The organism is Streptomyces griseus subsp. griseus, from assembly GCF_000720255.1.
Lineage (GTDB): Bacteria > Actinomycetota > Actinomycetes > Streptomycetales > Streptomycetaceae > Streptomyces > Streptomyces griseus_I.
Genome location: NZ_JOJE01000008.1, coordinates 54,125 through 76,524, shown reverse-complemented (window position 1 = coordinate 76,524; position 22,400 = coordinate 54,125). Strand labels below are relative to the sequence as shown.

The 22,400-nt window shown below is 71.4% G+C and carries 17 protein-coding genes; 9 read left to right on the top strand and 8 right to left on the bottom strand.

Annotated elements, in window-relative coordinates; all coding sequences use genetic code 11:
* Positions 1-212: 212 nt before the first annotated feature.
* Entirely contained in the window at positions 213-1,025 is an 813-nt protein-coding gene (locus IG99_RS14295) for a TetR family transcriptional regulator (protein ID WP_037673902.1), read from the bottom strand.
* A gap of 136 nt (positions 1,026-1,161) precedes the next feature.
* Positions 1,162-2,967 carry a 3-hydroxyacyl-CoA dehydrogenase family protein gene (locus tag IG99_RS14290; RefSeq protein WP_037673749.1) on the bottom strand — a complete coding sequence of 602 codons (1,806 nt, stop codon included), beginning with the start codon at positions 2,965-2,967 and terminating at the stop codon, positions 1,162-1,164.
* Positions 2,968-3,373: 406 nt separating this feature from the next.
* Here IG99_RS14290 and IG99_RS14285 point away from each other — a divergent pair, with 406 nt between their 5' ends.
* Positions 3,374-3,949 carry an adenylosuccinate lyase gene (locus IG99_RS14285; RefSeq protein WP_037673748.1) on the top strand — a complete coding sequence of 192 codons (576 nt, stop codon included), beginning with the start codon at positions 3,374-3,376 and terminating at the stop codon, positions 3,947-3,949.
* A 39-nt stretch (positions 3,950-3,988) separates the two neighbouring features.
* Here IG99_RS14285 and IG99_RS14280 read toward each other — a convergent pair whose 3' ends face one another.
* The 4 genes from IG99_RS14280 to IG99_RS14265 form a co-directional block, all read right to left on the bottom strand.
* Complete coding sequence (locus IG99_RS14280; RefSeq protein ID WP_078947712.1) at positions 3,989-4,489, bottom strand: GNAT family N-acetyltransferase; 501 nt, start codon at positions 4,487-4,489, stop codon at positions 3,989-3,991.
* 20 nt (positions 4,490-4,509) lie between these two features.
* Positions 4,510-4,908, bottom strand: a complete 399-nt coding sequence (locus tag IG99_RS14275) for a RidA family protein (protein WP_037673742.1) — start codon at positions 4,906-4,908, stop codon at positions 4,510-4,512.
* Between the two features lie 58 nt (positions 4,909-4,966).
* Positions 4,967-6,517, bottom strand: a complete 1,551-nt coding sequence (locus IG99_RS14270) for an alpha/beta hydrolase (protein ID WP_037673739.1) — start codon at positions 6,515-6,517, stop codon at positions 4,967-4,969.
* Positions 6,518-6,682: 165 nt separating this feature from the next.
* Entirely contained in the window at positions 6,683-7,723 is a 1,041-nt protein-coding gene (locus tag IG99_RS14265; RefSeq protein ID WP_037673737.1) for an Rv2578c family radical SAM protein, read from the bottom strand.
* 179 nt (positions 7,724-7,902) lie between these two features.
* On the opposite strand from IG99_RS14265, the gene IG99_RS14260 reads away from it, so the two are divergent.
* The 4 genes from IG99_RS14260 (at position 7,903) to IG99_RS14245 (ending at position 14,503) form a co-directional block, all read left to right on the top strand.
* Positions 7,903-8,346 carry an SRPBCC family protein gene (locus tag IG99_RS14260; protein WP_037673734.1) on the top strand — a complete coding sequence of 148 codons (444 nt, stop codon included), beginning with the start codon at positions 7,903-7,905 and terminating at the stop codon, positions 8,344-8,346.
* Positions 8,347-8,501: 155 nt separating this feature from the next.
* Positions 8,502-10,994 (top strand): MFS transporter, encoded by a 2,493-nt coding sequence (locus IG99_RS14255; RefSeq protein WP_037673733.1) that lies wholly within the window; start codon positions 8,502-8,504, stop codon positions 10,992-10,994.
* Between the two features lie 142 nt (positions 10,995-11,136).
* Complete coding sequence (locus IG99_RS14250; RefSeq protein ID WP_037673731.1) at positions 11,137-13,587, top strand: ATP-binding SpoIIE family protein phosphatase; 2,451 nt, start codon at positions 11,137-11,139, stop codon at positions 13,585-13,587.
* A 190-nt stretch (positions 13,588-13,777) separates the two neighbouring features.
* Entirely contained in the window at positions 13,778-14,503 is a 726-nt protein-coding gene (locus tag IG99_RS14245; protein ID WP_037673730.1) for a class I SAM-dependent methyltransferase, read from the top strand.
* Positions 14,504-14,553: 50 nt separating this feature from the next.
* On the opposite strand, the gene IG99_RS14240 is transcribed toward IG99_RS14245, so the two are convergent.
* Together IG99_RS14240 and IG99_RS47590 are read right to left on the bottom strand one after the other, a co-directional pair.
* Positions 14,554-14,856: a hypothetical protein gene (locus IG99_RS14240; protein ID WP_199815517.1), complete on the bottom strand. Its 303-nt coding sequence runs from the start codon at positions 14,854-14,856 to the stop codon at positions 14,554-14,556.
* A gap of 310 nt (positions 14,857-15,166) precedes the next feature.
* Positions 15,167-16,483, bottom strand: coding sequence for an ATP-binding protein (locus IG99_RS47590; protein ID WP_107055921.1), 1,317 nt, complete (start codon positions 16,481-16,483; stop codon positions 15,167-15,169).
* Positions 16,484-17,359: 876 nt separating this feature from the next.
* Here IG99_RS47590 and IG99_RS14230 point away from each other — a divergent pair.
* Genes IG99_RS14230 through IG99_RS14215 form a run of 4 tightly spaced genes read left to right on the top strand, consistent with a single transcriptional unit; the run spans position 17,360 to position 22,397 of the window.
* Positions 17,360-18,193: a M55 family metallopeptidase gene (locus IG99_RS14230; RefSeq protein WP_037673727.1), complete on the top strand. Its 834-nt coding sequence runs from the start codon at positions 17,360-17,362 to the stop codon at positions 18,191-18,193.
* A complete protein-coding gene (locus tag IG99_RS14225) occupies positions 18,186-19,490 on the top strand; it encodes a M20/M25/M40 family metallo-hydrolase (RefSeq protein ID WP_037673726.1) in 1,305 nt (434 codons plus the stop codon). The genes IG99_RS14230 and IG99_RS14225 overlap by 8 nt, the downstream gene beginning before the upstream one ends.
* Positions 19,491-19,506: 16 nt before the next feature.
* A complete protein-coding gene (locus IG99_RS14220) occupies positions 19,507-21,462 on the top strand; it encodes a S9 family peptidase (protein ID WP_037673723.1) in 1,956 nt (651 codons plus the stop codon).
* 11 nt (positions 21,463-21,473) lie between these two features.
* The gene (locus tag IG99_RS14215; RefSeq protein WP_037673721.1) at positions 21,474-22,397 is read left to right on the top strand and encodes a S66 peptidase family protein; all 924 of its coding nucleotides are present in this window, start codon (positions 21,474-21,476) and stop codon (positions 22,395-22,397) included.
* Positions 22,398-22,400: the final 3 nt, after the last annotated feature.

Genomic DNA, 22,400 nt, shown 5'->3' with positions numbered 1-22,400 from the left:
TTCAACGTATGGCACGCCGTGTCACCTCGCAAGGCACTGGGTGCCAGAAATTGCTCTCAGGTGAAATCTTTACGTAACAAATGAGCGATGATCGATCAAAGCTACCGCTGAGTAATCGTTGATCGGGTCAACAGAAACGCGCCGACGGCGGCACTGGGTGCCACCGTCGGCGCGTTCTTGTGGATCGCCGTACGGAATGTCGTACTAAATGTCTACGAGTGTTCCTTGAGGGCCTGCTCGATGGTGCGCATGACTTCGTCGAGCGGGGCGTCGGTCCGCGCGACCGTCACCAGGACCTCCCCGTGCGCCGTCGCGGCCGCGGGCGCCGGCCGGGCCGTGGTGTCCCGCCCGGCACCGATCCCCGTGCCGAACGTCTTCCGTACGATCGCGAAGGCGTGGTCCAGCTGTGCCTCCACGTCCCCCTGGCCGCCCGCGCGCAGCCAGCGGCGCAGGACGTGGTTGTGGGCGGTGACCACGGCGGAAGCGGCGACCTCGGCCAGCAGCGGGTCGTCGTTGGCGTCGTCGTCGTGCGCGTGCTCGTCGAAGTGGCCGAGCAGGTAGCGGGTGAAGAGCCGCTCGTAGCGGGCCACCGACGCGATCTCCGCCTCGCGCAGGGTGGGCACCTCACGCGTGAGCTTGTAGCGGGCGACCGAGATGTCCGGTCGCGCCGCGTACATCTTCATGACCTCCTTGATGCCCCGGCACACGGTGTCGAGCGGATGCTCGTGCGCGGGCGCCGCGTTGAGCACGGCCTCGGCCCGGATCAGCGTGTCGTCGTGGTCGGGGAAGATCGCCTCTTCCTTGGAGCGGAAGTGACGGAAGAAGGTGCGGCGCGCGACCCCCGCCGCCGCGGCGATCTCGTCGACCGTGGTCGCCTCGTAGCCCTTGGTCGCGAACAACTCCATCGCGGCGGCCGCCAGTTCCCGGCGCATCCTGAGCCGCTGGGCGGCCGCGCGACCGCCCGGGACGCTCTCCGACGTGTCGGGCGTGGCGGGTGTACGTGAGGACTTCGCGGGCTGGGACATGACCTGAACGTACTGCATGTGCGCAGCTCGATGTGCAGGTCGGGGGTTTCCCCGGACCTCCGCGGGCCGGGGTCCGCCGACCGGGCCGAGCAGCCCGCCCCAGTCCGCCGTGCCCGCGGATCGGTCCGCCGGAGGCTCAGCGCCGGGCATATTCGCGGAAGCCGCGGCCCGTCTTGCGGCCGAGGCAGCCCGCGGCCACCAGGTGCTCCAGGAGCGGTGCCGGGGCGAGACCGGGGTCCCTGAACTCGCGGTGCAGGACCTTCTCGATGGCGAGGGAGACGTCGAGGCCGACGACGTCCAGGAGTTCGAACGGCCCCATCGGGTAGCCGCCGCCCAGCTTCATCGCCGCGTCGATGTCGTCGAGCGAGGCGTAGTGCTCCTGCACCATCTTGATCGCGTTGTTGAGGTACGGGAACAGCAGCGCGTTCACGATGAAGCCGGCGCGGTCACCGCAGTCGACCGCGTGCTTCCTGATCCGGACGCACACCTCGCGGACCGTCGCGTGGACGTCGTCGCCGGTCAGCACCGTGCGGACCACCTCGACCAGCTTCATCGCCGGGGCGGGGTTGAAGAAGTGCATGCCGATGACGTCCTGCGGGCGGGACGTCGCGCGGGCGCAGGCGACGACGGGCAGCGAGGACGTCGTGGTGGCGAGCACCGCGCCCGGCTTGCAGACCTTGTCCAGGGTCGCGAAGAGCTGCCGCTTGACCTCCAGGTCCTCGGCGACGGCCTCGACGGCCAGGTCCACGTCGGCGAAGGCGTCGTAGGAGCCCGCCGCGGTGATCCGGTCCAGGGTCTGCGCGGCCGCCTCGGCGGTCAGCCGGCCCTTGTCGACGGAGCGGGACAGGGACTTGCCGATCCGGGCCTTGGCGGCCTGCGCCTTCTCCTCGCTGCGGGCGGCAAGGACGACGTCGTACCCGGCCTTGGCGAACACCTCGGCGATGCCCGACGCCATGGTGCCCGAACCCGCGACACCGACCGAGCGCACGACGCGGCCCGGGGTGAGGTCGGCGCCGTCGAGCGGGGTCAGCGCGTCCCGCACGACCGTCGCGCTGCCGGGGGCCTCGTAGGTGTAGAAGCCGCGGCCCGACTTGCGGCCGGTCAGGCCGGCCTCGCTGAGCTGCTTGAGGATCGGCGCGGGGGCGTGCAGCCGGTCGCGGGACTCGGCGTACATGGCCTCCAGGACCGTACGGGCCGTGTCGACACCGATCAGGTCCAGCAGCGCGAGCGGCCCCATGGGCAGCCCGCAGCCGAGCCGCATCGCGGCGTCGATGTCCTCGCGGGAGGCGTACTTCGCCTCGTACATCGCGGCGGCCTGATTGAGGTAGCCGAACAGCAGCCCGTCGGCGACGAAGCCGGGACGGTCGCCGACCGCGACGGGCTCCTTGCCGAGTTCGACGGCGAGGTCCGTGACCGCGGCGACGGCCGAGGGCGCGGTCAGCACGGACGAGACGACCTCGACCAGCCTCATCGCGGGCGCCGGGTTGAAGAAGTGCAGCCCGAGGACCCGCTCCGGACGCGCCGACTCGGCCGCCAGGCGCGTGACGGACAGCGCGTTGGTGCCGGTCGCCAGGATCGTCTCGGGGCGCACGATCCCGTCCAGCTCACGGAAGACCTGCTGCTTGATCTCGTACGACTCCGGGGTCACCTCGATGACCAGGTCGGCGTCGGCCGCCGTCCGCAGGTCGGTGAAGGTGCGCAGGCGGGCCAGGAGGTCCGTGCGCTCCTGCTCCGTCAGCCGGCCGCGCTCCACGGCACGGGCGGTGGCGGCCTCGACGGCGGCGACGGACCTGGCGGCCTGGGCCTGGCTGACGTCGATGCCGATGACCTCGCGGCCGGCCCGGGCGAGGACCTCGGCTATGCCGGTGCCCATCGTGCCGAGGCCGACGACGGCAATGGTCTTGAACGGGGACAGAGAGGTGTCGTGCTGGGGAGTGGCCATCGCGGGACTCCAGAGAATGGGGGTGACGACTGGGAACGCGCCCGGGTGCGCCGAGGCGATGACCGGCTGAGGGGGCCGGAACCAAGGGGCGCACCGGGGTGCGGAAGGAGTGCGGGTGTGATGCCGGGCTGCAAGCGCACACGCCCGGTGCCGTCGCCGTGGGACGTGCACACGTCCCAGCGGAACGGCGGAACCGACCGGCCCTGTCCCGTGGCCGGGTCGAACTGAGGTACACGAGGTACCGAACCGACTGCTCTCGCGGCGGCTGCGTCACCAGGCCACTGCGAGGGGGCTGCGAGTGGGTAACTCGCTCGAATGAGCTTAACCGGTGGGTAACGAGCGCGCCACCCCTCGACTTTGTGATGTAAGTCCCGCGCACCCGGCCACCGCGCCTAGGCTCGCCTTCATGGACGAAGAGTTGCGATCGCTCACGGAGCGCTTACGGCGGGAGTCCGGCGGGGGCGCCGTGTACGAGCGGCTGGTGGCCACCGGGGATCAGGACGAGCTGGCGGGAGTGCTCACCGAGCCGGGGCAGCCGCTGTGGGCCAGGGAGCTGGCCGCGTTCCGGCTCGGGCTCGCGGGCGACCGGCGGGCCTTCGAGGCCCTGGTGCTGCTGCTCAACCACCGCGACCCGCCGCGCTGTGCCTCCGCCGCGCACGCCCTCGCCGGTCTCGGCGACCCCCGCACCGCCCGCGCTGCCGCCGCCCTCGCCACCAACGAACTGCGGGTCGCCTACGCCCTGCACCCGGTCCGGCTCCTGGCCCGGCTGCGGGCACCCGAGTCGGTACCCGCGCTGATCACCACCCTGGAACGGCGGCTGCGCCCGCACGACCCCTACCGGAAGGTGGCACTGGCGTGCGTGGAGGGGCTGGGCGCACTGGGCGACGAGCGTGCCCGTCCGGTACTCGACGAGGCGCTCGCCCACCCCGCCCTGGCCGAGGCGGCCGTCCACGCGCTGGCGCGGATCCCGCGTCAGCGGTGAGGGTGTATCAGTCCTTCAGCGTCTCAGTCCTCCAGTGCCTCAGTCCGCCAGCCGCTTCACGTACCGCACCTCGGGCACCAGGGCACCGTCCACCTCGAAGGGCTCCTCGGCGCCGTCCGCCGAGAACCCCGCCCGCTCGTAGAAACGGCGGGCACGGGCGTTGTCCCTGAGCACCCACAGATACATCCGCTCGTGTCCGAGGGCCGCGCACTGGCGTACCGACTCCGTGAGGAGGCGCCGGCCCAGACCGCCGCCCAGGCGGTCGACGTCCACGTAGAGGGCGTACAACTCGGCGTCCGCGGCGCGCACGTCACCGTCCCGGTACGGCCCGTGTGCGGCCCAGCCGACGATCTCGTCCGCCTCCTCCGCGACGAGGTTCACCACACTGCCGTCGCCCTGCCCGAATCGGCCCCGCCGCCGCTCGGCGTCCTCCTTCTCACTGAGACCGTCGAGGTACGACTGGGGCACGAGGCCCCGGTAGGCGGTCTGCCAGCCCCGGACGCGGATCTCGGAGACGCGGCCGCAGTCCGTGAATGCCATCGCGCGCACGCGCGGGTCGCTCACTCCGCCACCACGGCGAACGCCTCGATCTCCATCAAGGCGTCCGGCCGGACCAGCGCGGCGACCTGTACGGCCGAGGCGGCCGGCAGGCGGTCGTCGGGTATGTGCGCGGCGCGGGCGGCGCGGATGGCCGGCATGTGCGCCATGTCCGTGACGAAGTAGGTGAGTTTGACGATGTCGTCGAAGCCGGCGCCGGCGGCCGCCAGGCAGCGTCCGAGGTTGGCGAAGACCTGCCGGGCCTGTGCCTCCGGGTCACCCGCGCCGATCAGCCGACGCTGTTCGTCCAGGGGGAGTTGGCCCGATATCGCCACGAAGCGGCCCGAGCCGATGACGACGTGGCTGTACTGCGCGGCGGCGGCGACGCCGTCGGGGGCGGCGATCCTGGTCAGCTCACTCATGCGTCCATGGTGGACCATGGGTCCGACATCGCCCCCGACGGGCCGTCAGAGGAGCGCCTCAGACCCGGAAGCCGAGCAGCCCGTGCAGCGTCGAGCCACGCGACGACGGCGACGCGGCCTTCGTTTCCAGCGGCGTGGGGCCGGGCAGCGCCGGGCACACCGCGTCGGCCTCGCCGCTGCCACGCGGCACGGTGCCGTCGGACAGGTACGCCACCAGGTGCTTGTCGAGGCAGCTGTTCCCGCTCAGCGTGATGCCGTGGTTGCCACCGCCGTCCTCGATCACGAGGCTGGAGCCGCCCAGCAGGGCGTGCACCGCCGTACCGCCCTCGAACGGCGTGGCCGCGTCGTTCGTCGCCTGGAACAGCAGGGCCGGCGACGACAGCCTGCCGTTGGCGACGTCCACCGGGCGTCGGGAGCCCGTCGGCCAGAACGCGCACGAGGCGTTGTACCAGGCGTTGTTCCAGGTCATGAACGGTGCCTTCTCGTGCACCGCCCAGTTGTCCGAGCGCCACCGGTCCCAGGAGCGCGGCCAGTCGGAGTCCCGGCACTGCACCGAGGTGTAGACGCTGAAGCCGTTGTCCCCGGAGGAGTCGACCGCGCCGAAGTTCTCGTACGCCTCCACGAGCGGGTCGGTGTCCCTGTCGTTGGCGTACGCGGCGAACGCCTCGGCCAGATAGGGCCAGTAGCCGTCGTAGTAGCCGCCGGGCACGAAGGTGTCCTCCAGCTCGGCCGCGCCCACTCGGCCGTCCGCGGGCTGCTTCGCGAGGGCCGATCGCATCGCGTACCACCTGGCCTCGACCTGAACCGGATCGGTGCCGAGCCCGTAGGCCGCGTCGTGCCGGGCGATCCATGCCATCAGCGCGCGGTGGCGTTCGTCGAAGGCGAGGTCCTGGGCGAGGTTGTCCTCGTACCAGACACCGGCCGGGTCGACGATCGAGTCCAGGACGAGACGGCGCACCCGCTCCGGGTACAGCTTGGCGTAGACCGCGCCGAGGTAGGTGCCGTACGAGTAGCCGAGGTAGTTGATCCGCGGTGCGTCGAGGGCGGCTCGGACGGCGTCCATGTCCCGTACGGCGCTCACCGTGTCGATGTAGGGCAGCAGGTCCGCGTACTTCCGGGCGCAGGCGTCGGCGAAGGACTTCGCGCGCGTGAGGTTGGCCCGCTCGATCGCGGGGGTGCTCGGCACGGAGTCGGGGCGCGCCGGGCCGAAGTGGCCGGGGGCGCAGTCCAGGGCGGGCTTGCTGGCGCCCACACCGCGCGGGTCGAAGCCGATGACGTCGTACTGCGCGGCCACCGCCTCGGGCAGTGAGGAGGCGACGAAACCGGCGAGTGTGAGACCGCTGCCCCCGGGGCCGCCGGGGTTGACCAGCAGTGGGCCCTGGTACGTCTTCGCGGTGTGCGGGACGCGGGACAGCGCCAGGGTGATCTGCTTCCCGAGCGGGTCGTCGTGGTCGAGCGGCACCTTCACCGACGCGCACTGGAGCTTCGGATAGGCGGTGGTGGCGCAGTTCTTCCAGCTGGGTTTCGCGGCGGGCGCCGCGTGTGCGGACGTGAGAGTTCCGGCCACGACCACGGCGGCACCGCACAGCGCGGCTGCGCGTTTCCTCATGCAGTCCTCCCAGGACGGAAGATGTCGGACCGTGAAAGTCACGGTCCTCGCCGCATCGTCCCGGGAACCACGTTTCGAAGAACGTATTATGTCAATAATTGACCCAATTGGTCCGCCGGATGCGCTCGAACGCCCCTACCCTCGAACGCTCTCGGCTCGGCGCTCTCAGATCAGCGACAGTTGGGTCGCTTCGGGGGCGGCGGGCCGCTCCGGCTCCGGCGGCCTGATCCGTCGCGTCATCCCCGCGCGCGCGGGCCCGATGCCGTACTCCTGGGCCAGGTCGTGCACCTGACGGGTGATCCGGCGCTGGTACCACTTCGGGGCGTAGGCGCCCTCCGCGTAGAGCCGCTCGTAGCGCCGTACCAGGTGGGGGTGGTGCTGCCCGAGCCAGGCCATGAACCACTCGCGGGCCCCGGGGCGCAGGTGCAGCACGAGCGGTGTGACCGAGGTGGCCCCGGAGGCGGCGATCGCCCGCACGGTCTCGCGCAGTTGGGCAGGCTGGTCGCTCAGGAACGGGATCACCGGCGCCATCAGGACTCCGCAGCCGATGCCGTGCTCGCCGAGGGTCCGTACGACGTCAAGGCGCCGCTCCGGGGCGGGTGTGCCCGGCTCGACGGTGCGCCACAGCTCGGCGTCGGTGAAGCCCACCGAGACGGAGATGCCCACGTCCGTCACCTCGGCGGCCTGGGTCAGCAGGTCCAGGTCGCGCAGGATCAGCGTGCCCTTGGTCAGGATCGAGAAGGGGTTCGCGTGGTCGCGCAGGGCCGCCAGGATGCCCGGCATCAGCCGGTAGCGGCCCTCGGCGCGCTGGTAGCAGTCGACGTTGGTGCCCATCGCGATGTGGTCGCCCCGCCAGCGGTGGGAGGCGAGCTGACGGCGCAGCACCTCGGGCGCGTTCACCTTGACCACGATCTGGGTGTCGAAGCCGATCCCCGTGTCGAGGTCGAGGTAGCTGTGCGTCTTGCGGGCGAAGCAGTACACGCACGCGTGCGTGCAGCCGCGATACGGGTTCACGGTCCACTCGAACGGCATGCGCGAGGCGCCCGGCACCCGGTTGATGATCGAGCGGGCCCGGATCTCGTGGAACGTGATGCCACGGAACTCCGGGGTGTCGAACGTGCGGGTGGTGACCGCGTCCGCGCCGAACAGCGCGGCGTCGGCCCGGCCGTGCTCGCCCGGCTCCACTGTGAGGTTCTCCCAGCGCATGACGCCTCCTCGGTAGCGCTGCCCCCACAATAGAACATCTGTTCCCATGATCGTGCGGGCGTCATTCCCGGTCGCCGTTCGGAACCCGATCGGTCACATCCGGGACCCCGATTTGGCCGCCGGGGAGCGGGGTGGTTGGCTTGCCCCAACCCCGAGAATTCAGGTCCTGGAGGAATCCGATGGCGCAGGTCGAGGCCACTACCGAGCGGGTCGTCGCCGCGGACCCGGAGAAGGTGTTCGACACCCTCGCCGACTACAGCGACGCGCGCGCGAGGCTGCTGCCCGAGCACTTCAGCGAGTACGAGGTGCGCGAGGGTGGCGACGGCGAGGGCACCCTCGTCCACTGGAAGCTCCAGGCCACCAGCAAGCGCGTGCGCGACTGCCTCCTGGAGGTCTCCGAGCCCACCGACGGCGAGCTCGTCGAGAAGGACCGCAACTCCTCCATGGTCACCACCTGGCGCGTCACCCCGGCCGGCGAGGGCGCCTCCCGGGTCGTCGTGACCACCACCTGGAAGGGTGCCGGCGGCATCGGCGGCTTCTTCGAGAAGACCTTCGCGCCCAAGGGCCTCGGCCGGATCTACGACGCGGTCCTCGCCAACCTCGCCACCGAGGTCGAGAAGTAGCTCCCAAGCGACGGAAGCCCCCCGGGTGTTGATCCCCTCACTGGTTCGAGTGGATCTACCGGGGGGCTTTCCGACATGCCGTAACCCGGAGCCCTCACTCGTGGTTGTCGCCTTAAGCGGGACTTGTGCGGCAGGCGCGACGAGGGGAGCGGCACATGCGCGGGACCACTCTGGTGCACGACGGGCTGCGGGAGGAGATCGGGGACGAACCGGCGTCGACGGGTTCTTCCCCAGGCCCGCCTCCGGGGCCGGCCGCCGCACCGCGACCGAGTCCACGGCGGGTGCGGGTGATCTTCGTCGCGCTGCTGCTCGCGCTGCTCCTGGCCGCCCTGGAGCAGATGAGCGTCGCCACCGCGCTGCCGCGGATCGTCGGTGAACTGCACGGCCTGGACAGGATGTCCTGGGCGATCACCGCCTACCTCGTCACGGCCACCGTGGGACTGCCGGTCTACGGCAAACTCGGTGACCTCCTCGGCCGCAAGGGCGTCTTCCAGTTCGCGATCGTCGTCTTCGTCATCGGCTCCGCGCTCGCGGGCCGCGCACAGACCATGGACCAGCTGATCGCCTTCCGCGCGGTCCAGGGCGTAGGCGCGGGCGGGCTCATCACCGGCGTGCAGGCGATCAGCGCCGACATCGTGCCGTCCCACCGGCGCGGCCGCTTCCTGGGCCTCATCGGCGCCGCGTTCGGCGTCGCCTCGGTGGCCGGGCCCCTCCTCGGCGGGTACTTCACTGACCACCTCTCCTGGCGGTGGTGCTTCTACGTCAACGTCCCCTTCGGCCTGCTGACCCTGGTCGTCGTCGCGCTCGCCCTCAAGCTCCCCAAGCCGAGCGGCCGGGCCCGGATCGACATGCTCGGCGCGCTGTTGCTCACGGCGTCCTCCACCTGCCTGGTGCTGCTGGCCAGTTGGGGCGGCACCGAGTACGCCTGGGACTCCCGTGTCGTTCTCGGACTGGGCGCCGGCGCGTTCCTCGCCACCGCCTCCTTCCTCGTCGCCGAGCACCGCGTCGCCGAACCCCTCATCCCACTCCGGCTGTTCAGGGACTCCGTCTTCAACGTCACCGCATTGGTGGGCCTGGTGACCGGCGTCGCGCTGTTCGGCGCCGCGAGCTACCTGCCGACCTTCCTCCAGATGGTCGACGGGGCGAGCGCCACCGAGTCCGGACTGCTGATGCTGCCCATGACGGGCGGCATCGTCGGCGCCTCCATCGTCTGCGGCCGGCTCATCAGCCACACCGGCCGCTACCGGATCTACCCGGTCCTCGGCAGCGCCCTCTCCGTCCTCGGGATGTGTCTGCTGTCCCGTCTCGAGGCCGACACGCCACGGGTGCAGTACAGCGTCTGGACGGCCGTCCTCGGCGCCGGTCTCGGCATGGTGATGCCGGTGCTGATCCTCGCCGTGCAGAACTCCGTGCGCGCCGCCGACCTCTCCACCGCCACCAGCGCCACCAACTACTTCCGGCAGATCGGCGGCAGCGTCGGAGCGGCGGCCTTCGGCACCCTCTTCGCCGGACGCCTCGCCGACGCCCTGGAGGAGCGGCTGCCCCCACGCGCGGGCGCCGGACTGCCCGACCCCGAGGCGCTCACCCCGCAGCTCGTGCACGCGCTGCCCCCGCGGCTGCGCGACGCCTATGTCGACGCCTACGTCGACGTGATGCCCCGGATCTTCCTCTACCTCGTGCCGCTGCTCGTCGCCGGACTGCTCATCGCCTGCTTCCTCAAGGAGAAGCCACTGGTGCCCCACGACGCCCCCGCCGCCGACGAGGAGGAGGTGAACGCCGCAGTGCCGCCGCCCCTTCCCCACCCTTCGGACGGTGGGACCCCCATCTCGCTCCGCTCGCCGTACGCCGCCGCCGTCCCCGTCCTCGGCATGGTCCGGCACTCCGACGGGACCGTCGTGCCCCGCGCCGCCCTCACCCTCATCGACGTCGCCGGACAGCAGATCGGGCGGGCCGCGAGCGGCGACGACGGGCGGTACGCGCTGCCCACGCCCGGACCGGGCGCGTACGTACTCATCGCCGCCGCGGGCGGCCACCAGCCGCAGGCGATCTCGGTGACCCTCGGCGAACGCCCCGTCGAACTCGACATCGTCCTCGGCGGCGGCGCCGGAGGGCTCAGCGGCCGGGTGCGGACCAGGGAGGGCACTCCGATGCCGGACGCCACCATCACCCTCACCGACGTCCACGGCGAGGTCGTGGCCACCACCCGCACCGGCCGCGAGGGCGGCTACGCCGTTCCGGATCTGGTCGCGGGCGAGTACACCCTCGCCGCGAGCGCGCCCGGGTTCCGCCCGGCCGCGCTCCCCGTCACCGTGCGGGCCTCCCGGGAGACCCGCCAGGACGTCGAACTCGCCGGCGGAGCCGTGCTGCGCGGCACCGTGCGCGCCGGCGGCGAGCGAAGCGAGATGGGGGTCCCCCCGCCCGGAGGGTGGGGGAGGCCCGTCGAGGACGCGCGCGTGACGCTGCTCGACCTGACCGGGAACGTCGTGGACACGCTCACCACCGGGCCCGACGGAACATTCCGGTTCGCCGACCTCGCCTCCGGCGAGTACACCGTCATCGCGACCGGCTACCCACCCGTGGCCACCGTGCTCCAGGTGGCCGGCGCAGGGGCCACGGAACGCGACCTCCATCTGGGGCACGAGGACTGAGCCCACGCCCCGCGCGCGGTCCCGTGCGCCGGAGCACACCCGGTGGAACCAATTACAGAAATGCCGCACATCGTGAACCGGCCCGGTCGTAACGTGGTCGCGCGGGGGCAGATCTTGCGCAGCTCTGGGGAGGGCCTGGGCCATGGACCGTGGCATCGAGAGGGACACGCCTCCCGATCCCGGCGCGGCCCCGGACCGCGCCGGGGCCGGGCGCGTCCCACTGGCCGTGGTCGTCGTCGACCGTGAGGGCCTCGTATCCCACTGGAGCACGGGAGCGCGCCGCCTCTTCGGCGTCGCCAAGGAGGCGGCCGTCGGGCGGCCCGCCCTCGACCTGCTGCCCGTCTCCGGCGCACTCCCCGACGAGGACGACGAACGACCCCGTTACGGCTCCTTCGCGGCGTACGACGACCCCGGCCCCGGCCTCGGGCCCTCCCTGGACGGCGGATCGTCCTACCCGGCGGCCGGCCGCGCCCGTCTCACCGCACCCGACCGTGACCGTGCCGACGTCCTGTGGTGGGCCTACCCGCTGGTCGGCCCCGGCCCGGAGCGGCTCCTCGTCCTGGCGGCGGACGCGGCGGGGCTGCGTGCCGATGAGCCCCAGGGCGTGACCGCCGAGCGGATCGCGCCCGGCTTCGCCCTGCACACCGACTTCCCCGGAGCCGAGGAACTGGCCCGCGGGCTGCCCGAGATCCTGCCCAGCATGAGCGTCGAGGAGAGCGCCCGCATCGTCGCCCAGGTCCTCGAACTCGGCTACCCCGTATTGGAGTTCAGTCAGAACGACCGGGTCCCCGTCACCCCCGACTGGGGCGTGGCCCGGCGCACCGAGCGCAGGGCGCGCCGCGAGCGCGCCGCCCGTGCCGCCGCCGAGGGGCTGCCTGTACCCGACGACCTCGCGGACGAGGCGCAGGACCTCGAGTACGCGGCGGTCCGCGAACGACTGGAGTTCCTCAACGAGGTCAGCGGCAGGATCGGCACCTCGCTCGACCTCTCCCGGACGATCGTCGAGGTCAGCAGGGCCGTCGTACCGCGCTTCACCGACGTCGCCGGCACGTATCTGCGCGAACAGGTCGTCGCGGGGGAGGGCTTCCCGGAGGGCGTGCCGGACACGACCACGATGTGGCACCGGGTCGCCCTGGAGCACACCGACGAACCCGGCCGCTGGGACGACGTCGTACCCGTCGGCGAGGCCATGCCGTTCCCGGCGCACACCCCGTTCTTCCAGTGCATGACCACCGGCGAGCCCGTCCTCGTGCCGCGCATCAGCGAACAGATGGGGCACGCCATCGCCTCGCAGTTCGACAAGCGCGACATCCGGCCGCTCATCACGGGCCGCTCCATGCTCGTCGTGCCGCTGAAGGCCCGCGACGTCGTCCTCGGCTTCATGATCCTGCTGCGCCACCCCGACCGCGCCGAGTTCAACGACATGGACCGCGTCACGGGTGCCGAACTCGCCGCCCGCGCGGGCCTCGTACTCGACAACGCCCGCATGTACACCCACCAGGAGAGCGTCGCCGAGACCCTCCAGGACAGCATGCTGCCGCGGATCCCGCCGCGCATGGCGGGCTGCGACATCGCCACCCGCTACCTGCCGGGTACGTTGCTGGGACGCGTCGGCGGCGACTGGTTCGACTCCGTCAAGCTGCCCGGCGCCCGCACCGCGCTCGTCGTCGGCGACGTCATGGGCCACGGCCTCAACTCGGCCGCCATGATGGGCCAGTTGCGTACGGCCGTACAGACCATGGCCGCCCTCGACCTGCCGCCCGCCCAGCTGCTGCGCAATCTCGACGACCTCGCCCAGCGCCTCGGCGACACCTACCTCGCGACCTGCCTGTACGCCGTCTACGACCCGATCGCGAGCGAGCTGCACCTCGCCAACGCGGGTCACATCCCACCGGTGCTGGTCCGCGCCGAGGACGGCCGCAGCGAACTCCTCGACCTGCCGACCGGCGCGCCCATCGGCGTCGGCGGGGTGCCCTTCGAGGCGGTGCGCGTGCGCGTGGAGCCCGGTGACCGGCTGGTGATGTGCACCGACGGACTCGTGGAGGTGCGCGGCGAGGACATCGGCGTGGGCCTGGCCACCCTGTGCGAGTCCGCCGCGCACCCGGCCGCCTCCATGGACGACGCCTGCGACACCATCATCCGCGCCCTCAACCCCCGGGGCGGCCGCAAGGACGACGTGGCCCTGCTGATGGCCCGCCTGGGCGGCATCGAACCCGACGACGTGGCGGAATGGCGGCTCCCCCTCGACCCCGCCGAGGTGGGCCGGGCCCGCGCCGCGGTCCGGGAGCAGCTGCACGACTGGGGCCTCGCCCGCATCGCCGACACCGCCGCGCTCCTCGTCGGCGAACTGGTCACCAACGCCGTACGGCATTCCCACGGCCGCCCCGTCGAACTGCGCCTGGTGCGCGGCGACACGCTGCTGTGCGAGGTGGACGACGACGACCACGAGCTGCCGACGCTGCTCAGCGCCGGGCCGGGTGACGAGTTCGGGCGGGGGCTGCGCGTGGTGAGCACCCTGGCCCGCGAGTGGGGCGCCAGCCGCAGGGGCGCGGGCAAGACGGTGTGGTTCGAACTCACGCTACCGCGCCGCTGAACCGCACGACAGGGGGCGGGAGTCTGCTCCGTACGCGGCTGAACAGGGCACGCACAGTGGGTGTTTTCGGGTACGCGGCTCGTACGCGGCGTGAAGGATCGCGCACCACGCTTGTCGTCGTCCCCAGGTGGCGGTAGACCGTACTGGCCCGTCACTCACGACGGATCGCCGCCGTACCCGGGGAGTGGTCATGAGCGTGTCGAGCCGGTACCGCCAGGCCTGGGAAGGCTTCTGGAGTGAGGCCACCGACGAACCGGGCGCCGTGTTCTGGGACGCGGAGCCCGCCCTGACCGCCGGCCCGCACCTCGCGCTCTTCGAACCCCTGCTGACCGAGCCCGGGCTGCCGTTGGTGGATCTCGGCTGCGGCAGCGGCACACAGACGCGCTTCCTCGCCGACCGCTTCCCGCACGTGGTCGGCACCGACCTGGTCGCCGCCGCCGTGGACCGCGCCCGCCGCGCCGATCCCGCGGGGCAGGCGAGGTACCGGCTGCTGGACGCGGCCGAGAAGACCGAGACGGAGACGCTGCACGCCGAACTGGGCGACACCAACGTGTACATGCGGGGTGTGCTGCACCAGTGCGAGCCCGACGACCGGCAGCCGCTGGTCGACGGGCTCGCCACGCTCGTCGGTGAGCGCGGCCGTGCCTTCGTCGTGGAACCGTCCGAGACAGCCCGCCCCGTCCTGCTGGAGCTGGCACAGCGCCCGGACGGCCCGCCGGCCAAGCTCGCGCCCGTCCTTCGGCACGGCATCGTGCCCGGTGACGTCGCCGACGACGTGCTGCCCGAGCTGGTGCGGGCGGCCGGGCTCACCGTCCTGGCGAGCGGTGAACTCCCGCTGACCACCACCGAGTACCGACCGGACGGCACCCGGATCGTGCTGCCGTCGGCCTGGCTGGTGGCGGCGCGCGCCGTGTGAGCCGCGGTCACGCCGCCGGTTTAGGGGGCGTCGGGCGGCTCTCGTGCGCGTCACTCCGCGAGCGCCGCGATCTCCATCCACTCCATGCGTTCCCGGTCCGCGACGACGTCGGTCTCCGTGATGTCGGCGGGTGTGATCGTGAAGGCCACGACCAGCCGCAGCCGGCCCCGCGGGGCCATCGCCAGGCCGACCCGCCCGTCGAGCAGTGCCATGCCGGTGCGGCGTGCCCGGTCCGTGGCCGCCATCGCGCCCCTGGCGACCGGCTGGGCGCCGCTGACGGTGATCGGTGCGGGCGAGGGGACGGCGAACCGGTCGGCGGTGAGGACGACGTCCGGATGCAGCAGCGAGACCAACGCCTCGAAGTCCCCGCCCCGCGTCGCCGCCAGGAACGCCCCGAGGACCTCGCGCTGCCGGGCCAGGTCGGGGGCGGCCGGCGCGGGGGCGGTGCCCCTGCCCCGGCGGCGGGCCCGGCCGGCCAGCTGTCTCGTCGCGGCCGATGTCTTCAGGATGGCTGCCCAGCACCGCTTTGAAGCGACTCACCACGTCAAGGGGGTCGTCGGCGGATGGCCCACTCGCGCTTGACGCCCGCCGGTGTCCGTGCAGCGGCCTCCATCGCTCGGGCGCTTCGGGCCCGGATCCCGGACGGCGTCGAAGTGGGGCCATTTAGGCGACCGGTGGTGAGTAATTCGCTCTGGCGTAGGCCACAAGCCATCCGGTAGCTGTCATCGCGGCAATCTTGCGACGCTTGTTCAGCTCATCCGGCTCGTAGGTGATCAGGTTGGCTTCTTTCAGTGCTTTGATGGGGGAACGCATTGGTTCGGATGATTTATAGTCAAAATCCTGATAGTCGTCGCACGGGCGACATGTGCCTCCGTATGATGTCAGCGTGTCAAATACCTTCCACTCCTTCTCTCCGAGCCATTCGTCCGCAGTGTCGTGGAACTGGTCGGCATTCTCCGCCAACCAGGCCTCAAGCAAATCAAGATCTTCACTCTTGGCGTGCGACGTGCCGAATTGCCCGCGCAGGTATATGGAGAATTCCTCCGCGAATCTCAGGGCGGTTCGGAGGTTTCGGTTGAAGACGTCGTAGAGGTACCAGAAACCGCCGGGGCCTACAGGTATTACCGGGTTGGTCGTGATCTTGTATGCGTCGATTCTACGGCTTATCACCTCCGACATGAGAGCGTCCGGGATGGGCTTGATGTCGATTGGGTGCGCCAAGCGGTCAGCCAATCTTGGCGTTGCGGCGGCCGAGCGGATTACTCCTTGGGCGCCGCATAGAATCCAGCGGATGCCCAATTGCGCCAGCACGTTGTCGCGCATCAGGTCCAGCAGCATTCGGACGTTCTGGGAAGTCCGCATGAGCTCCAGATTGTCGATAACCGCGATGAAACCGCCGTGTGCTCGGGAGGGGAAGCAGCTCTCCAGTGAAGTTTTCATTGCTCGCGGAAAGCCAAATTCAGAGTATGCGCTACTGCCAGTAGGTGACCTCCCGCGGCCCGCTGAGACTCCGAGGACGGGGGTGTTGAGACCCATCGTGCGGGTGTGGGAGACGGGCTCATGGATCCAGCGCTCAATGTCTCTTTGCTTTGGTACCCTTCGGCCCGTGGATTCCAAACTGGCGCGATGAACTTTAAATGCATCTGCTACTTTGTAAAATAGTTTTCGCTGGAAAGTGTCCAAGCTCGTTTCCGGAGCGAGCTCTATGAACCCTTCCAGTGGAATAAGAGAGTTGGTGCTGGATTCGCCCCTCTTGAATGCCCTCTCGAGTCTGTAGCAAGCCACGGAAATCAGGCTCGTCTTTCCCACTCCATATGGTCCCTCGACAGTTGCATGCCGAGTCGAGGACTGGAGCCGCGTCATCAGCTGCTCTATTTCATTTTCCCGTCCGACCAACAGGCCAGCACCTTCGGTAGTTGCTGCGATGGGCTCGGTGTCGTACGGGCAGCCTACGAATCCGAAATCAGTCCAGATCGACATGAGATCCCCAAAGGAAGGAGAACGCTTGGGGTGCTTTCCATGGTACCTCCATTGAGTTCAGCTGGCGCGCCGACCTTCGAGGATGTAGCGGATCGAATCGCTGCTGCCGCACTGGCCCGAACGATCGCCGGGGCCGCAACCTCCGGCGGCGTCGCCCAGGCTCTCGTCCTGTTCGACGGCGTTTCATCGGTGGCTGGACACCCGGGCGTTTGCGCAGGCGGACCCGAGGTCCCGTGCGGGGCGACACAGTGTATGAGTCGCGGATGCTGCGGCTTGAGCGCGGCGCCGCCGGATCCTGCCGTTGATCTCCTGCAAGGGCTCCCCGAGCATCAAGGGAACGACGACCGTGATCGTGGTACGGCCTCATAGGTCGCTGGCCCCGCCTGAAGTCATATCCAGGTCGGCGCCGGCCAGATGGTTTCGGCCGCTGCGAGAATGAGCGCGAGGTAGAAGGCGATCCGTCGGTCTCCGCGGCTCAGGTGAACCGGGTCGCCCCGTTCTGCAGAATCACGAACCCGATGGCCGCGGCACCGCCTCTGGCAGTCGTACTGGCCGCTCGTCCCTCCAGACCGCGATCGTCGCCTACCCCGACTGATCGCCTCTCGCGGCCCCTCGGCACGGCCGGCACCATCGTCAAACCGTGCACGACCATCGGTCTCGATCCGCAAGATCGTGTCACAGGATCTCGATGAAGATCGTCAGCGCTGAGACCTGCATTTTCACCGCGTCTGACAGCGCCGCTCCGCCTCGTAGGCAGCTCCCGCGCCGCCGCGTAACGTGAAGCCGCATGGGAATCCCTGTCACCACCGCATGCTGTCAAGAACTGATGCCACTGGAGGGGCGACACATCTGTGACCTGCGAGAGGATGGGGCCACATGAAGATCCTCATCAGCGCCGACATGGAGGGCGCCACCGGTGTCACCTGGCCGGCCGACGTCCTGCCGGGGACGCCGCAGTGGGAGCGGTGCCGGGGGATGTTCACGTCGGACGTGAACGCGGCGGTGCTCGGATTCCTCGACGGCGGGGCGGACGAGGTGCTCGTCAACGAGGCGCACTGGACGATGCGCAACCTGCTGCTGGAGCGGCTGGACGAGCGGGCGCAGCTGCTCACCGGGCGGCACAAGTCGCTGTCCATGGTGGAGGGCGTGCAGTACGGGGACGTGGACGGAGTCGCGTTCGTCGGCTATCACGCGGGCGCCGGTATGGAGGGCGTTCTCGCGCACACCTACCTCGCCAACTCCATCACCGGGGTGTGGCTGGACGACGTTCGGGCGAGCGAGGGGCTGCTGAACGCGCGGGTCGTCGCCGAGTACGGGGTGCCGGTCGTGCTGGTCACCGGGGACGACGTGGCCTGCGAGGACGCGCTCGGGTACGCCCCGGAGGCGCTGAAGGTCGCGGTGAAGGACCATGTGTCGCGGTACGCGGCAGTGTGCCGTACGCCGGCCCGGACCGCCGCCGACATCAGGGCGGCGGCGAAGGAGGCGGCGCGGCTGGCGGTGCCGCGGGAACCGGTGCGGGCCGGACCGTTCACGGTCGCCGTGGAATTCGACGCTGAGCATCTGGCCCTGGCCGCCACCGTCGTGCCGGGCGTGGGCCGGGTCGGGGAACGGAAGGTGGCGTACACCAGCGGCACCATGTACGAGGCGATCCGCACGTTCAAGGCGGTCACCACGATCGTGGCGGCGGCGGTGGAGGAGCAGTATGGCTGACGCACAGGCGAGGGACGAGGTCGTCCGGTTCACCTCGGAGCTCATCCGCCTCGACACCACCAACCGGGGCGGCGGGGACTGCCGGGAGCGGCCCGCCGCCGAGTACGCGGCCGAGCGGCTGGCCGCGGCCGGTCTCGAGCCGACGCTCCTCGAACGCGCCCCGGGGCGGACCAACGTCGTCGCCCGGATCGAGGGCACCGATCCCTCGGCCGACGCGCTGCTCGTCCACGGTCACCTCGACGTCGTGCCCGCCGAGGCGCGGGACTGGAGCGTGCACCCGTTCTCCGGGGAGGTCCGCGACGGGGTCGTGTGGGGCCGGGGCGCGGTCGACATGAAGAACATGGACGCGATGATCCTGGCCGTGGTGCGCGCCTGGGCGCGGCAGGGCGTGCGGCCCCGGCGCGACCTCGTCCTCGCCTTCACCGCCGATGAGGAGGCCAGCGCCGAGGACGGCGCCGGATTCCTCGCCGAGCGGCACGCGGGACTCTTCGAGGGCTGCACGGAGGCGATCGGCGAGTCCGGCGCGTTCACCTTCCACGACGGTGCCGGGCGCGAGATCTACCCGATCGCGGCGGGGGAGCGCGGCACCGGCTGGCTGAAGCTCACCGCGCGCGGACGCGCCGGACACGGCTCGAAGGTCAACCGGGAGAACGCCGTCACACGCCTCGCCGCCGCCGTCACCCGGATCGGCGAGCACGAGTGGCCGCTGCGGCTCACCCCCACCGTCCGCGCCGCACTCTCCGAGCTCGCCGCGCTCTACGGCATCGAGACCGCACTCGACGACGTCGACGCCCTGCTGCGCAAGCTCGGCCCGGCGGCGTCCCTGGTCGAGGCGACCGTCCGCAACAGCGCCAACCCGACCATGCTGGAAGCCGGCTACAAGCTCAATGTGATCCCGGGGGAGGCTGTCGCGTACGTCGACGGACGGTATCTCTGGGGCGCCGAGGACGAGTTCAGGGCGACCCTCGACGAACTCACAGGGCCCGACGTCGACTGGGAGTTCCGCCATCACTCGGTCGCCCTCCAGGCGCCGGTGGACGCACCCATCTACGCCGAAATGCGGGCCGCTGTCCAGGAGTTCGCCCCCGAGGGGCACGTCGTCCCGTACTGCATGTCCGGCGGCACCGACGCCAAGCAGTTCTCCCGACTCGGCATCAGGGGCTACGGGTTCGCCCCACTGAAGCTCCCGGAGGGGTACGACTACCAGGCCCTCTTCCACGGCGTCGACGAGTGCGTCCCCGTCGAGGCGCTGCACTTCGGCGTCGACGTCCTCGACCGTTTCCTGCGGACGGCCTGAGGGGAGCGGGGCAGACATGCGGGCCCTGGCACACGGATCGTGGCCCTCGCCGATCGACGCGGCCCTCGCCGCGGCGCACGGCGGGCAGCCCGACGCGGTCGGTTTCGTCGGCGACGAGACCTGGTGGATCGAACCGCGGCCGACGGAGGGCGGTCGCCGCACGCTCGTACGGCGACGTGCGGACGGCGGCGAGGAGTCGGTGCTGCCCGCCCCGTGGAACGTGCGCAGCCGCGTCCTGGAGTACGGCGGGCACCCCTGGGCCGGGATCCGACGGGCCGAAGGCGAACCGCTGGTGGTGTTCGTGAACTTCGCCGACCAGCGGCTCTACCGGTACGAGCCCGGCGGCGAGCCGCAACCCCTCACCCCCGTCTCCCCGGTGGGCGGCGGACTGCGCTGGGCCGAGCCGCTGCTCCTGCCCGAACGGGGCGAAGTCTGGTGCGCCCTTGAGGAGTTCACCGGCGAAGGCCCCACCGACGTACGCCGGGTGATCGCGGCGGTACCGCTGGACGGCTCGGCAGCGCGGGACCGTGACGCCGTACGCGAACTCACCGACGGCCGGCACCGGTTCGTCACCGGCGTGCGCCTCTCGCCCGACGGGCGGCGTGCCGCGTGGCTGGCCTGGGACCATCCGCGGATGCCGTGGGACGGCACGGAGTTGATCGTGGCCGAGGTGGGAGAGGACGGCCTGCTGCGTGCGCCACGTACGGTGGCCGGCGGCCCGGAGGAGTCCGTCGCGCAGGTCGACTGGTCCACGGACGGCCGTCTGCTGTACGTGAGTGACCGGACGGGCTGGTGGAACCTCTACCGCGACCACGAGCCGGTGTGCCCCCGCGAGGAGGAGTTCGGCGGCCCGTTGTGGAAGCTCGGTTTCCGCTGGTTCGCGCCCCTGGAGGGCGGCCTCGTCGCCGTCGTGCACGGACGCGGCGCCACCGCGCTCGGCGTCCTCGACCCGGAGACCGGTGAGGTCGTCGACGCGGCGGGCCCCTGGACCGAGTACGCGCCCACCCTCGCGGCCCACGGGGAGCGGGTGGTCGCCGTCGGCGCGGGTCCGCGCAGCGGGTACGAGGTGGTGGAGCTGGACGCCCGCACCGGCCACGCCCGCGTCATCGGCGCCGCCCACCAGGACGCCGTCGACCCGGCGTACTACCCCGAACCGCAAAGCCGCACCTTCACCGGACCCGCCGGACGCGAGATCCACGCCCACGTCCACCCGCCCCACCACCCCGACTGCACGGCTCCGAGCGGTGAGCTGCCGCCGTACGTCGTGTGGGCCCACGGCGGTCCCACCAGCCGCGCCCCGCTCGTCCTGGACCTGGAGATCGCCTACTTCACCTCGCGCGGGATCGGCGTCGTGGAGGTCGACTACGGCGGCTCCACCGGGCACGGCCGCGCCTACCGAGACCGGCTGCGGGAGCGGTGGGGCGTCGTCGACGTCGAGGACTGCGCGGCCGTCGCGCTCGCCCTCGCCGACGAGGGCGCCGCCGACCGGGCCCGGCTCGCGATCCGGGGCGGCAGCGCCGGCGGCTGGACCGCGGCCGCCTCCCTCGTCACCACCGACGTCTACGCCTGCGGCACGATCAGCTACCCGGTCCTGGACCTGGCCGGCTGGGCCGCGGGCGGCACCCACGACTTCGAGTCGCGGTACCTGGACACCCTGATCGGGCCGCCCGACGAGGTGCCCGGACGGTACGCGGAGCGCTCGCCCGTCGAGCACGCCGACCGCGTCACCGTGCCCTTCCTGCTGCTCCAGGGCCTGGACGACGTCATCTGCCCGCCCGAGCAGTGCGAACGGTTCCTGGAGTGCATGGCCGGCCGCAACGTGCCGCACGCCTACCTCGCCTTCCCCGGGGAGGGGCACGGTTTCCGGCGCGCCGAGACCATGGTGCGCGCACTGGAGGCCGAACTCTCGCTGTACGCCCAGGTGTTCGCGCTCCGGCCGCCCGGCGTCCCGACCTTGGAGCTGACCACATGAACCATCCACGGGTGACGGAACTCGTCCGCCCCTCCCGGCTCGCACCCGGCGCCCGGGTCGCCGTCGTCGCGCCCAGCGGGCCCGTGCCCGAGGAGCGGCTGCAGGCTGGTCTCGACCTGCTGCGCGGCTGGGGCCTGGACCCGGTGGTGGCCCCGCATGTCCTCGACCGGCACGCGGATTTCCCGTATCTGGCCGGCACGGACGCCGACCGGGCCGCCGACCTCCAGGACGCCTGGTGCGACCCGTCCGTCGACGCGGTGCTGTGCGCACGGGGCGGATACGGCGCGCAGCGGATCGTCGACCTGCTCGACTGGGACGCGATGCGGGCGGCCGGACCGAAGGTGCTGGTCGGCTTCAGCGACGTCACCGCGCTGCACGAGGCGTTCGCCGTACGACTCGGCCTGGTCACGCTGCACGGGCCGATGGCGGCGGGCATCGACTTCCTGAAGAACGCGCGGGCCCAGGAGCAGCTGCGGGCCACGCTCCTCGCTCCCGAGACGGTACGGGTGATCTCCTCGGCCGGGCGTGCCCTGGTGCCAGGCCGGGCCCGAGGCGTCCTCCTCGGCGGCTGTCTGTGCCTGCTCGCCGCCGAGCGGGGCACCCCGCACGCCCGTACCTCGGCGGCCGGCGGGCTGCTCTGCCTGGAGGACGTGGGGGAGGAGACGTACCGCCTGGACCGCTACCTCACCCAGCTCCTGCGCGCGGGCTGGCTGGAGGGGGTGCGCGGGGTGCTGCTCGGCTCGTGGGAGCAGTGCGGCCCCTACGAGCGGGTGCGCGCCCTGCTGGCCGAGCGGCTCGGCGGACTCGGGGTGCCCGTCGTGGAGGATTTCGGGTTCGGGCACTGCGATGGGGCGCTGACGATCCCGTTCGGTGTCGCGGCCGAGCTGGACGCGGAGGCGGGCACGGTGACGCTCGACGAACCGGCGCTGCGCTGAGCG

What these genes read in the sequence shown, in the direction of transcription:
- IG99_RS14295 (WP_037673902.1), bottom strand. Translation starts at nt 1,025, where the DNA reads ATGTCCCAGCCCGCGAAGTCCTCACGTACACCCGCCACGCCCGACACG.
- IG99_RS14290 (WP_037673749.1), bottom strand. Translation starts at nt 2,967, where the DNA reads ATGGCCACTCCCCAGCACGACACCTCTCTGTCCCCGTTCAAGACCATT.
- IG99_RS14285 (WP_037673748.1), top strand. Translation starts at nt 3,374, where the DNA reads ATGGACGAAGAGTTGCGATCGCTCACGGAGCGCTTACGGCGGGAGTCC.
- IG99_RS14280 (WP_078947712.1), bottom strand. Translation starts at nt 4,489, where the DNA reads ATGGCATTCACGGACTGCGGCCGCGTCTCCGAGATCCGCGTCCGGGGC.
- IG99_RS14275 (WP_037673742.1), bottom strand. Translation starts at nt 4,908, where the DNA reads ATGAGTGAGCTGACCAGGATCGCCGCCCCCGACGGCGTCGCCGCCGCC.
- IG99_RS14270 (WP_037673739.1), bottom strand. Translation starts at nt 6,517, where the DNA reads ATGAGGAAACGCGCAGCCGCGCTGTGCGGTGCCGCCGTGGTCGTGGCC.
- IG99_RS14265 (WP_037673737.1), bottom strand. Translation starts at nt 7,723, where the DNA reads ATGCGCTGGGAGAACCTCACAGTGGAGCCGGGCGAGCACGGCCGGGCC.
- IG99_RS14260 (WP_037673734.1), top strand. Translation starts at nt 7,903, where the DNA reads ATGGCGCAGGTCGAGGCCACTACCGAGCGGGTCGTCGCCGCGGACCCG.
- IG99_RS14255 (WP_037673733.1), top strand. Translation starts at nt 8,502, where the DNA reads ATGCGCGGGACCACTCTGGTGCACGACGGGCTGCGGGAGGAGATCGGG.
- IG99_RS14250 (WP_037673731.1), top strand. Translation starts at nt 11,137, where the DNA reads ATGGACCGTGGCATCGAGAGGGACACGCCTCCCGATCCCGGCGCGGCC.
- IG99_RS14245 (WP_037673730.1), top strand. Translation starts at nt 13,778, where the DNA reads ATGAGCGTGTCGAGCCGGTACCGCCAGGCCTGGGAAGGCTTCTGGAGT.
- IG99_RS47590 (WP_107055921.1), bottom strand. Translation starts at nt 16,483, where the DNA reads ATGTCGATCTGGACTGATTTCGGATTCGTAGGCTGCCCGTACGACACC.
- IG99_RS14230 (WP_037673727.1), top strand. Translation starts at nt 17,360, where the DNA reads ATGAAGATCCTCATCAGCGCCGACATGGAGGGCGCCACCGGTGTCACC.
- IG99_RS14225 (WP_037673726.1), top strand. Translation starts at nt 18,186, where the DNA reads ATGGCTGACGCACAGGCGAGGGACGAGGTCGTCCGGTTCACCTCGGAG.
- IG99_RS14220 (WP_037673723.1), top strand. Translation starts at nt 19,507, where the DNA reads ATGCGGGCCCTGGCACACGGATCGTGGCCCTCGCCGATCGACGCGGCC.